This window comes from Xanthocytophaga flava, from assembly GCF_030068545.1.
GTDB classification, from domain to species: Bacteria; Bacteroidota; Bacteroidia; order Cytophagales; family 172606-1; genus Xanthocytophaga; species Xanthocytophaga flava.
In genome coordinates this window covers 215,292-227,551 of the sequence record NZ_JASJOR010000001.1, presented here as the reverse complement: position 1 = coordinate 227,551, position 12,260 = coordinate 215,292, and the positions used below count along the sequence as shown (strand labels likewise).

The 12,260-nt window shown below is 37.4% G+C and carries 10 protein-coding genes; 6 read left to right on the top strand and 4 right to left on the bottom strand.

The annotated features are described in order from the left end of the window. Positions 1-27 precede the first annotated feature (27 nt). Positions 28-1,389, bottom strand: coding sequence for a M14 family zinc carboxypeptidase (locus tag QNI15_RS00990; RefSeq protein ID WP_314030072.1), 1,362 nt, complete (start codon positions 1,387-1,389; stop codon positions 28-30). Positions 1,390-1,694: 305 nt separating this feature from the next. Between QNI15_RS00990 and QNI15_RS00985 the strand changes: the two genes are divergently transcribed. Beyond that, positions 1,695-2,078 (top strand): hypothetical protein, encoded by a 384-nt coding sequence (locus QNI15_RS00985; RefSeq protein ID WP_313974891.1) that lies wholly within the window; start codon positions 1,695-1,697, stop codon positions 2,076-2,078. A 67-nt stretch (positions 2,079-2,145) separates the two neighbouring features. Here QNI15_RS00985 and QNI15_RS00980 read toward each other — a convergent pair whose 3' ends face one another. From QNI15_RS00980 to QNI15_RS00970, 3 genes are all read right to left on the bottom strand, one after another. Continuing rightward, positions 2,146-3,273 carry a trans-sulfuration enzyme family protein gene (locus QNI15_RS00980; RefSeq protein WP_314030070.1) on the bottom strand — a complete coding sequence of 376 codons (1,128 nt, stop codon included), beginning with the start codon at positions 3,271-3,273 and terminating at the stop codon, positions 2,146-2,148. 169 nt (positions 3,274-3,442) lie between these two features. Continuing rightward, the gene (locus QNI15_RS00975; RefSeq protein ID WP_314003798.1) at positions 3,443-4,267 is read right to left on the bottom strand and encodes an energy transducer TonB; all 825 of its coding nucleotides are present in this window, start codon (positions 4,265-4,267) and stop codon (positions 3,443-3,445) included. A gap of 528 nt (positions 4,268-4,795) precedes the next feature. Further along, complete coding sequence (locus tag QNI15_RS00970) at positions 4,796-5,308, bottom strand: gamma carbonic anhydrase family protein (protein WP_314030068.1); 513 nt, start codon at positions 5,306-5,308, stop codon at positions 4,796-4,798. Between the two features lie 198 nt (positions 5,309-5,506). On the opposite strand from QNI15_RS00970, the gene QNI15_RS00965 reads away from it, so the two are divergent. The 5 genes from QNI15_RS00965 to QNI15_RS00945 all read left to right on the top strand — a co-directional run bounded on the left by QNI15_RS00965 (position 5,507) and on the right by QNI15_RS00945 (position 12,142). After that, on the top strand, positions 5,507-5,881 hold the full coding sequence (locus tag QNI15_RS00965; protein WP_313974885.1) for a hypothetical protein: 375 nt from the start codon (positions 5,507-5,509) through the stop codon (positions 5,879-5,881). A gap of 195 nt (positions 5,882-6,076) precedes the next feature. After that, positions 6,077-6,604: a ferritin gene (locus QNI15_RS00960; protein ID WP_313974883.1), complete on the top strand. Its 528-nt coding sequence runs from the start codon at positions 6,077-6,079 to the stop codon at positions 6,602-6,604. 405 nt (positions 6,605-7,009) lie between these two features. Beyond that, on the top strand, positions 7,010-8,146 hold the full coding sequence (locus QNI15_RS00955; protein ID WP_314030066.1) for a hypothetical protein: 1,137 nt from the start codon (positions 7,010-7,012) through the stop codon (positions 8,144-8,146). Between the two features lie 184 nt (positions 8,147-8,330). Continuing rightward, positions 8,331-9,173, top strand: a complete 843-nt coding sequence (locus tag QNI15_RS00950; RefSeq protein WP_313974880.1) for a hypothetical protein — start codon at positions 8,331-8,333, stop codon at positions 9,171-9,173. A 50-nt stretch (positions 9,174-9,223) separates the two neighbouring features. Next, positions 9,224-12,142: a tetratricopeptide repeat protein gene (locus QNI15_RS00945; RefSeq protein WP_314030064.1), complete on the top strand. Its 2,919-nt coding sequence runs from the start codon at positions 9,224-9,226 to the stop codon at positions 12,140-12,142. Positions 12,143-12,260: the final 118 nt, after the last annotated feature.

Here is a 12,260-nt window from a genome sequence, read left to right as displayed (position 1 = left end):
TCCTGAGTGTAGCTTCAATACTGGAAGTCAGGGCTCAACTTTATGTAAAAATCCATTAACGACTGCATAACGAATCTTTCCGTTTTCTGTTAGGAAAAAGTTTGCTTCTTTGCCTTCTCCTATTTTGGAGTTAAAATCCTCTTTAGCAGAAATAATATGTATAGGCAATGTATGTGTAGTCCGTTGTTCAGGTGTAATCTGATCAACTTGTACTGCCAGATACCCTTGCTGTAATAATTCAGCTATAGGCAATCTGGCTACATCGTCTATCACTGATAGTTTTTGAGGATACAGTTTTCCTTCCTTTACCTGAAGCTTTTGCCCATTTAACTCTTCATACCCATAAAATACAGACAGATCTCCCCAATCATAAATTTGACCGCTATAATAAAATGAAGAACCTACTGTAGTTTCATTATGAATAATACCAATGTCTACTACACTATCCTTTACCTTCACATTCTTGATTAATAGGTCGAATAGCCTTTTTTCATTGGGAGGAATACTTGCATATGGCTCCAGTTTCTCATTCTGATAGCTTTGAGTGGCTATCTGATAAAATGCATCCAGTAATACTATAAAGTTTAGTTTACGAATAAACTGTTTTTCAGGATCATTCGGGTAGCCTCCTGATTCTACTAAAATAGTGCTGGTTCCCCATTTTTGCATATTCTCACCAAATGCACGAGGCTCATATTCATCTGACCAGCGCCCTACCTGATTAGGAATAAAGGTTTGTATATGCTGATTCAGCTGAACAATTAATTGAATGGCTCTTTTACGAACATCATTTATTGTATTTTGAGCATCTATAGGCGGTGCTAAGAATGTAATGGTTGCTGGATTACGGGTGGCACCTGCTGTATAATGCGTATTCTGATCATGCAGATTGAAACCAAAATCCGGTTTGAGATCGTGTTGGAGTTGCTTCAGTAGTTTGGCTTCGGGAGTTTGCAATTGCAAAGCATCTCTGTTCATATCAATGCATTGCGCTGTACGACGTTCAAATGGTTCAGCCCCATCGGGATTTAACATAGGAACAAAGTATACTGTAGTTTCTGACAAAATTTTTTCCCGGAAGGTATTCAATTCGTCATTGGCTGTCAGGAAATTAAATATGTCCAGCAAGGCCATAGTGGCTGTTGCTTCATCGCCATGCATCTGCGACCAGAGCAGTATCTTGGTCTTTCCAGTACCAGCTTTAAGAAGGTAAATATCCCGTTTTTGATAGGATTTCCCTGTAATACTATTACTTAAGATGTTATTTTTTTTAAACTTGTCAAGTAATACAACCAGATCCTGATGTTTGAAGCGTCGATATTTGACCCTTGATTCATAATACCTGGAATAATTGTCAAATAATTGCTGATGAAAATTTGATAATTGCATGCTTTTTTGTAGACTGTAAATAGATTCATCCTTACCAATCCATAGTAAAAATGCCACTGAGAACATTAGATAAGGCTTTTTGGCAATCATGCTGGCAAGTTAAGATTTCTTAGGAAAGATGTGTGGTTTACTGAAAATTATAATTTTTCATTCTGACGAAAGGGGCTTGTTACACGCGTAATTTTTTAGTCGAAGAATTTATATTTTTTGTCGAAAAAATACTAAATTTGATATATCAAGTTGCTATCTTTCGTAACCACTGTTTTGAAAGTCTATACATTCTCTAAACTTTAACATAACTCCCTATGAAAGAGTTATATTCTCACTGGCTTCGTATTCAATGTGAAGCATGGATGAAAGAAAATCTTCCTGATTTATTTCAGGTATCTTACGAACGTGTCAAAAAAATGTTTGAAGAGGTAGTAGAGGAAGCACCCGTTGCGCAGGATGAATTTTTGATATCACAGATCGATATGTCTGTCGGACCCTGGAAGAGTGTTATCTTCCATTTTAAAGAACCTGGAGAGATTATATTTCCATTAGAGAAATGTAAGTTAACCTACCTGCGGGAGAGAAATAATCTTGTATTAATAATTCGTTGTCTGGAAGACTTTCAGACCCTGATGCAGACATATTTTTATATGCATATGCGTACAGGCAGAACTATGTATTCTATCAAATCAGCTTAGATTTACTGGTTCTATATAAAGGGAGATCCTTTCTGTAGTAAGAAGCTACAGAAAGGATCTGACCACGTCACCCGATTGCCTGTTGTAAATCAGCAATAAGGTCCTCTATATCTTCAATTCCAACACTTAACCGGATAAGCGTATCTTTTAATCCGGATTGCAGGCGTTCTTCTTTGGGAATGCTGGCATGTGTCATAGAAGCAGGATGGGTAACAAGGCTTTCTACACCTCCTAATGACTCGCCTAATGAGAACACATGGAAGCTGGACATAACCCGTAAAGCTTCATCCCAATCATCTCCTTTTAATGTAAAAGAAACCATTCCCCCAAAATCACGCATCTGGTTCTTAGCAGGATGGGTAGAAAATCCAGGATAGTTAACTGTATCTACCTTCGTATGTTTGGCAAGATATTCAGCTATAGCCCGTCCGTTTTCACAATGACGTTGCATCCGTACATGTAGCGTTTTTAATCCACGTAATACCAGAAAACAATCCTGAGGACCTGGTACTGCTCCGCTCGCGTTCTGGATAAAGGCTAGTCGCTGAGCCAGTTCATCATCATTGACAATCAACGCTCCCATTACCGTATCAGAGTGCCCACCCAGGTATTTGGTTACTGAGTGCATCACAATATCAGCTCCCATTTCCAATGGCAGTTGAAGATAAGGAGTGGCAAAAGTATTGTCAACAGCTAACAGGACATTGTGTTTCTTTGCCAAGGTACCAGCTGCCTGTATGTCAATAAGACGCATGAGCGGATTGGTAGGAGTTTCCAGCCAGAGCATCTTGGTATTTGCGTTGATGTATTTTTCAACAGAGGCCATGTCCTGCATAGGCACAAAATGAAACTTCAGGCCAAAGTTGCTGTAAATCTTTGTAAAGATTCTGTAAGTGCCTCCATATAAGTCATTAGTGGCAATGATTTCATCACCTGGCTTAAAAAGCTTTAAGATGGCATCTATGGATGCCAGGCCGGAGGCGTAACATAATCCGTGTTTGCCATTTTCCAGTGCTGCCAGTGCTGCCTGTAACGCATTACGGGTAGGATTCTGTGTGCGGGCATATTCATAACCTTTGTGTTTGCCAGGTGCTTCCTGCACATAGGTGGATGTCTGATAAATAGGAGTCATGATAGCGCCTGTGGTTGGATCGGGCTCCACCCCAGCGTGAATAGCTTTGGTTGCGAATTTCATGATATGGTAAGAAAATGAAGTACAAAAAAGTTATTGATACTGACAAAGCTAGAGTTATTCTTATCAAAACAAAAGCCCGTAGGTAGAACCAGCGGGCTTTTGCACGTAACCAATAAACTCCTCTTCACTTTACATTGGAAGATTCTTATAGAATGAACAATGTTTTCTCTTATTGAGTGATTGCAAAACGTAATGGCAATGAGTAACGTACTGTTACATTGCGACCATTCTGACGGCCAGGCTTCCAGTTTGGCATTTTCTCTACTACACGTACTGCTTCTTTATCACAAGCTTCATCAATGCCTTTCAATACTTTAATATCTGACACAGCGCCCGTATTACTCACTACAAAGCTTATGTACACAACCCCTGAAACTCCTTTTTGTTGTGCAGAAGCTGGGAAGCGAAGGTTTTTAGAAAGAAATTTGTTCATTTCTTCTCTTCCACCTGGAAACTCAGGCATTTGTTCAACTGCTGTAAAAATTTTGTTATCAGGATTATCTATCAATTCTCCAACACCAGTATTCGTATTCTCATTGGGATCAACAAGCATAAGATCTGTAGAGATTGGACCTTCATGATTTTCATTAGAAATTTCCTTTTCCCCAATATCCTCTATGTGTGTTATATTCTCATTTGGTGTCGCATCTTCTGGTGATGTTACCTTCATCTCCCGCAAATCCACTGTTGCAACTTGTTGCTGAGTTGATGGGGGAGGAGGTATTTCTATTGGTACTTCAATAGGTGGAGGTTCTACTATTGTAGTAAGTGTTACCGGTGCAGTCAATTTAGGGTCAATAAAATCTTCATTAGACTGTTTAAACATGTTCCATAAAATTGCCAGTACAATTGAGAAGGCTACTACTCCAAGAAACGTAGCACGTTGCAGATAGCGTTCATAAATAGAACGTAACTGATAGGCACCATAACTTTTGTTACGGTTCTCAAATATGATATCATTGAGTGAAAGGGCAATAGTGTTTGCTTTTTCCATGATCAATGGATGGTTAAAGTGAATGAACAAACTATTGCAACGCGCTGCTGATCTATAGGTGTAGGCAGTAGCCTTTTTCCATAAAAAAAATTGACTTTTTTTTGAGATAAGTGCTAATGATGAGCTAAGATGTTGTTTATTAGTTAGTTAACTTGATATTTTTTTGAAAAAAATGGAGGCAGAATATGCTTTGTGTGGTTTTGTGGCGTAATAGCTGTAAATAGTTTTGAACTCAGTACAGGAAATTTTGTGTGCTGAGTTCAAAACAGGTTGGTTGAAAAGAAAAGGTTCACTCGACTTTTATGTAAAAACTTTTTACGTTGAAGGATGTGTCCATTTGGGCTTGAACTTAATTCCATTCAACTTTTTCTTTCTTCCTATTTTAGCACAAGAGCTTTAATTGAACTGTATATAGAGTAAATAATCACAGCATATACAATTTCATAGTAAAGAATCCTGATGATTATATGAAATACTTTATTTGATAGGATAACTAAAGGTATCAATATCTGCTCTTAAGATAATCTCTTATTCTTTAAACCAATCCTTATACATAACATAGTTATTGGCTGTACGAAGGAAAACCTCTGCCTGTTCCGGACTTACTTTTTTAATAAACTTCGCTGGATTTCCACCATAAATACAACCTTCTTCAATCACTGTATTTTGTAATACAATAGCTCCTGCAGCTACGATGGCATTTTTCTTGATAATGGCTCCATCCATCACAACGGCTCCCATACCAACCAGTACTTCATCTTCAATAGTACAGCCATGAACAATAGCATTGTGTGCGATAGAAACATAGTTACCAATAACAGTTTTATGTTTCTGGTAGGTACAATGGATCACAGCCCCATCCTGAATGTTGGTATGATGTCCAATGGTAATAGAGTTAACATCCCCTCTTACAACAGCGTTAAACCAGATGCTGCAATAGTCTCTCATAGTTACTTCTCCAACAACTGTCGCATTGGGCGCTATGAAACATTCTTGTCCAAATTGAGGCATAATACCCCGTACAGGTAAAATAAATGACATATATGAAAATAGATTGAGATTCTAATTGTGTGGTGAAAATTACATATTCTCCCATAATAGCCAATGGATATCTGTTTTTTTAGCTGAATTCGCCCTTTTAGAAAAACTGATTTATATCATGTAATTTATTACTGATTTTTGTTTGGATTAAGTCTAAATAAGACATAACTTTACAGCACTTAATCATTAATGAGTCGAATGTGTAAAAAAGTTGCCCCCGCCATTACTGAATCTTATCAGGAAGTTTTTCGTACAAAGTCAGGTTGTATTTATCAGTCAGATGTTGAAAAGTCTTTGTTGGTTGAGTTTGCAAACAAGATTGCTCGTTTTGATATACGCTGTCTGCAACGGTTAAAAAACGCTGTTTTTAGCATTAACTTGGCTGAAATGGCTACAGATACCTCCCGGACCACCGATGTAGAAATCATATCCTTATGTGCGTGTGAACATTGTTATGTATTGACGTTGAGAGAGATTATCAACTTCCGTGAGTTGCTTGCCGGGGCATTTGTTATGTTTGAATTGAATAGTATCATTCAGGAAAGAATATATAGTATTCCTGTATATGCTTAAGGCATTCTATTTCTGAGTAGTTATATAAACTTTTTTAAAAACGCATTCTGTGTAACAGGGTGCGTTTTTTGTTTCTATTCAGATTATTTATAAATTTCTCAAAAAAGCACCTCATTATTTGGAGGTTCGCATAGAACGACGGAACTTTGGGATATCGAAAAAAAATATTTCGAATCGACTAAAAAATAGACATATATGAAAGACTTAATGCGTTTAAGAAGTTTGCTTGGCACGGAAGTAGAAGCGTTGCTAAACAATCAGATCAAAATGGAAGCTTACAACTCTTCTGTATATTTGGCGATGGCTTCCTGGTGTGATCGGAATGGTTTCGACTACAGTGCAGACCATTTCTACAAACAGGCTGAAGATGAGCGTGAGCATATGTTGCGTTTCTTCAAATATGTGAGTGATATGGGCGGAACAGCCGTATCTCCAAGTGTAGATGGTATTCCTCAGGAATTTGAATCTTTTAGAGAAGTATTCGAATCTGCATTGGAATTGGAAGTAAAAACCACTCAGGCTATCAATAATATTGCAGATAAATGTTATAAAGAGAAAGATCATGTGACTGTGGAGTTCCTAAACTGGTTCCATAAGGAGCAACGTGAAGAGGAATATGTAGCTCGCCGTTGTCTTGAACTGTTTGAGGTAATTGGTGAAGAAGGTACAGGACGTTGGGAAATAGATAAAGCCATTCCTTCTGTTTCTTACGGAAACGAATAAAAATAAAGCTCGATTAAAAGTAGAAGGCTGGAGATACTCTCCAGCCTTTTTGTTTTATAGGGTGTCTTATAGTGAATCGGTCTATGTAAGATTTTAAGTAATTAATAAATTTATGTATTGGCTTTAATCTGCTATTAGTCAGCCTGTAAAATTGTTTTTCTACTGGAAAATCGCCAACTTTCAGCCTGAAACGTATGTAAAAAAAGACATCATTTCGTTTACAAATCCTCGGTGAAGCTGATTAATAAAAGAAATACGGAGTTTGGTATCTAAATTGATAGGTTCTTTCTACCTATTGCAACTTTATCTTTAGTTTTCTGGTAAAACACCCGAAAGGTGATACCATAAGGGTTGGTATTTAAATCTTATATGCAGAATCTTTATCCAAACCAAATGAACTTAAATATGTTTACCACTTTGCGCAAATACAGTCTTGTATTTGCAAGTTTGCTTGTATCTGTATTGCCAACTGTGGCTCAGGATATTGTTTACCAGAATAATGGAAAGAAGGTGGATTGCAAAATCATTGAGATTAATCCCCAGAAAATAAAATATAAGATTCCTCAAAATCCTGGTCCTGCCTATTCTATGGATGCTGGAGATGTTCTAATGGCATTCAGTAGTACTGGCAATTATGTAGTATATCCATTGAATGGAGATAATGCACAAGCTGCCGGATTTATGCATACGCCTGCCAATAAACAGAATGATTTGATTATTACGCTAGACAATCAGGTTATTGCTGTAATTGAACTGTCACTGAATGACAAAGAGGTGAAATTTAAGAAAGCAGATGATAAGAAACCGAAAGAACAAAAATTAGCTAAAAGCAAAATTGCTGTTATTTTGTACAAAGATGGACGTCATGAGCTGATAGCAGATCCTGCTGCTGCTGCTGCAAGCCTGAAAGCTACTAAAACGCAGACTGACCAGATCACAGGAGTTGATAATACATTAAAAACAGATGCCAATGCCAATACGGGTAATACAAATACTTCCAATACGTCAGACGATGCTGTAGCTTTTCCTGGTGGACCTGAAGAATTTGAGAAATTCCGGAATAAGGCACTTATCAAAGTAGATGAACTAGGTACTTATCTGGCAACTATCGTTGATCCAAAGACTCCTGCAGAAAAGGCTAACTCTACCATTGGACTTGCGGTAACTTTATTTGTAAATGAGGATGCCAGAGTAGAAGTATCCAACGTGAATACAGGTATCAAGAATAAATATAAAATCAGAGATTACCTGCGTCGTTTGAAACTGGTAGGTGCAGATTATCAGGAAGTAGAAGTCTCCTATGCTGATATCAGCTATGCGACCGATTTTCGCAAAGGACCTGATGGAAACTACTACGGAGTTGTATCATTTGTGCAGACATTTAAAGGGTTAGTAGATGGGAAAGTGGTATACGGTGATGTGACACAACGAAATGTGACTGTGATCTTGAAATTATATGAAAAGGCTGTAGATGGAGAAACAAAGAAATTATGGGATGTGTTTCTGGCAGATGTAGGTATAGAAGAAACACGTAAACTGTAAAAGTTGATGCACAGGTTAGTGTACAGATGTCAAAACCTTTACACTAACTACCTGTATACTAAGTTTATTACAAACTAATTGAAAAATGCGATTACTTCTCACCTTTAATTTACACTAATTAATATGAAGCAAATCTACATCATCATTACACTATAATCATAGTAGTAAATTAATATTTCTTTCAATGAAAGTTATCGTTTGGTTGCTGGCCTTTTTTGCTTTTCATCCTGTTTTCTCGCAAATATTTCAAGACGAAGTCACTGCTAATTTTGCCTATCAGGTTAAACAAATAGATGAATTTATAGAACGTTTTAACAACAAGGAAAATACCTTGATTAAGCAATATGTCAAAAAGAAGGACACCACTGCACAGTTTAAGCGTGAACAAATGATTAAAGGTCTTTTCAATGCTTCCGATACAAGTTGGAAGAAAGCGGAGATCCTTCAATTTATTGGCCAGGTAAGTAATACAGAGGACCCTGTCTATTTGAATTTCTTTGACGCCAATTGGTATGCTGAAGTAAACTGTGCGGCTTCTTATAAGGGAAAGCCAAGTACGATTACACTGATTCTGAAAATTCAGCGTGAGAAGAATGGGATGTCAAAATGGATTGTAGTAAGTGCCATTGCAGATTTTCTGCGGCTTCCTATCCGGAAAGATACTACTACCGGACTGAATCCCCTGAGTCATGCAACTGACTTTATGAATATAGATTTGCTGACTACAGATAAGAAAAACATCCGAAATTATCTGCCAAATCACTATCAGGATGAAGTACTTTCGGTGTTCTTATATGAGGCTCAACATAATCAGCTTGCTATCAAACAAGTAAATAAAATTACCTATCATTTCTTACAGATAGATGGGTGGATATTTACTGTTAATCGCTTTAGCAGGCAAACACGTAACTCCGGATGGTTATTTAGTAGATTGCTACCTGTTACTATAGACGCCAAACAAAAATATGCACATGAAAAGTTGAATTTACCAGATGAGATGTGCCAGTTCCAAACCTCATATCGGTAGATTTTAGAGATGATTTTATGAGCTTACACACATTCCCAACCTGAAAAGTCATGTACAAAATACGCCAGTTTCTCTTATCATACAGTATCCTTTCCCTTTTGGGTATAGCTGGGTTCGCTCAGGAACTTACCGTAAAGGAAGGTGCAGAGATTAGTTACCAGGCAAAGAACGCCATTGTGGAATTACAGGATTTGTTAAACTTTGTGACATTTGCAGATCTTCCCCCTAATGAGTTAAAAGATGTAATTGCAAATAGTTATTCCTCTTCCAAGAATCAAATATTCTATAATAAAGATGTAGTCCTTGAAGATGATATAGACCCTGCTCATAAATTAGGTAATACGAAGGATTTAAGTGCGGAGAAGTATCTGAATACACTGGATGTTTTTTACGAAAAAACCATAGATGCATCTATCACATTTTCAGATATTAAAGTTTCCAATGTGAAGAAGAAGGACTTTATTTATGTAAAAGTCTATTTTGAAAGTCATTTTGGCAGCAAATATAAAAAGTCAGGAGTTGGTTATTCTCCTACCAAAAGGATAGCTCAGATTCGTGCAGAGAAAGTAGGTACCCGATGGAAAGCAAAAATTGTGGGAATCAGCTTTTATGATCCCAATTCTCCTTTGGAAGGGCATGAAAATGATGTAGCCTTGTTAGCCGGACCTTCTGAAGAAACCGGAGCTAGTGGGAATACTGGTGGGGTAGCTTCTCAGAAGGACATAGAAGAGGCCGTTTCCAAATACATGCGTGAACGAGAAGAAGCTGATAAGAAAGAACGGGAAAGTGAGTACCTTCAGGCAATCCAACGGGCCGATCTGGCTTTCTCAACAGAAGATTACCTGGCAGCTAAAGATGCCTATCTGGCCGCAGCAGAAGTATATCCTTTTCGAACTTATCCCAAGATTCGTATAAATGAAGTAAACCGGATTATTGCTACTTATTTCTCATACGATGAGTTAAAAAAGAAAGGTGACATTGCAAAAAATTTCCGGGATTATGAATCCTCTATAGAATATTACCGAAAGGCTCTGAATGCAAAGCCCGAAATGTTAAGCACACTAGATCCGGAGATTAAACGGTTATCCAATTTTGTACAGGAAATATCTGGATTAAAGACTCAGTTTGATGCAAAGAAATACAAAGATGTAATAGAACAGACAGACGATCTGATAAAACAGAAGAAGAAACAAAAAGCAATCAATAACTATCCGGAGTTATATTTATTAAGAGGCAAGAGCTATTTACAGGCAAATGAGAAGAAGGCTGCGGAAAAAGCTATCGAAGATTTTAATGAAGCTATTGCCCTTGATCAGAATTATCTGGAGGCTCGTCTGGCTCGGGCTGATTTGAATGAAACACGTCGCAATGATGTAGTATCGGCTATTGCTGATTATGATATTATTACCAAAGCTATTGACCCTCTCAATCCTGCTTACCATGCCAAAAAAGCAGAATTAAAAGAGAAGGTTAATAATATTAAAGGTGCTCTCGAAGATTATGACAAAGCTATTGCATTAGCACCTAAAAGAGGTTTATATCCTTATCAGAAAGCATTGGTATTGATTAAAATAAAAGATTTTACAGCAGCAAAAGAAAATCTTGAGAAATCAATTCGGGTAGAGCCTGAATTTGCAAAGGCATATTATCAGAGGGGAATGTTATGGATGGAAGTGAGCAAGCTTAAAGAAGCTGCAGCTGATTTTAATAAAGCAGAAGCTCTGGGTTTGGAATCCGCATTGGTTGTAAATATTCAGGCTAAGGCTATCAAGTTTTATGATGAGGGTATCCTTGCCATGAAACAAAATGACTGGTTAAAAGCACAGAAGTCATTAGGTAATGCAGTAGCTATCCGACCTAAATATGCTGCTGCATGGTTTATGCAGGGACAGCTATGGGAAAAGCAAGGGAACTATAAAAAGGCAATTGAGCAGTATACTCAGGCTTTACAGGTGAATGAACGCTACAAAGAAGCCTATTATGCCCGTGGTATGGCGCGTATTCAACTAGGTAACTCTGCAGATGCACTAGAAGACTTTAGTACAGCAGTTGAACTGGAACCCACCTATATAGATGGACTAAAGGGAAGAGGCTTTGCTTACACTCATAGTAGAAAATACACAGAGGCAAAAGCAGATTTAACAAAAGCCATTAATTTGACCCTACCTTTGTTATCTCAAGCCCAGAAAGACAAAAAGAATGAAGCTAAAGCAAACGTGTTATCATTTAAAACACAATTGGCAGAATTATATAGTATGCTGGGTTATGTTCGGTATCTGTCAGGTGAAAGCAACGCAGGACTGGAAGATGTGAAAAAAGGACTGGATTATGCAGATAATTATGCAGATGCTTATCGTTATCGCGGGTTGATCTATCAACAGCAGGGGGATCATAAAAAAGCAATCAGTGATTTTGAGGATGCCATTAAACGGAATAGTAAAAATTATCTGGCTTATAGAGATAGAGCCGTTTCGTACCTGGCTATGGACAAGATGAATGAAGCGTTGTCTGATCTGAATACTGTAATTAAAGCAGACACTCAGGCTGTAGCGAAAGATGCTATCTTTACAAGAGGAATCGTATATGCTCATCAGAATAAATACAATGAAGCATTACAGGATATGCAGGCTTTTATGAAAAAATATCCTGAATCAGCAGACGCACATTTTTATTCTGAGCTGGGTTTTGTGTATCTTAATCTGAGTAATGCTACAGAAGCCTTAAAGCAATTTGAAAATGCGTTGAAAATAGAGAATCCCTATGCCCAGGCACAATATGGTATGGCTTGTACCTATGCAAAGCAGAATCAATGGGAAAATGCACTGGCTTGGTTAGAGACTTCCTTTAAGACTGGTAAAATGAATAAAGATCAGGTAAAGCAGGATGAGGAACGATATTTAAAAAATTTGCGGGATAATAAAGATTACCGTAAAAAATATGAATCACTGAAAAAGAATTATTTAAAGTAGTATCTTTCTGTATTACAGAGCAAATTTGTACTGATTAACATACATTCATTATACCAAACAAACACTCTAAAATCAATAAACTCGATTTTCACCTGAATTCATTTTTGGATGCATTTTG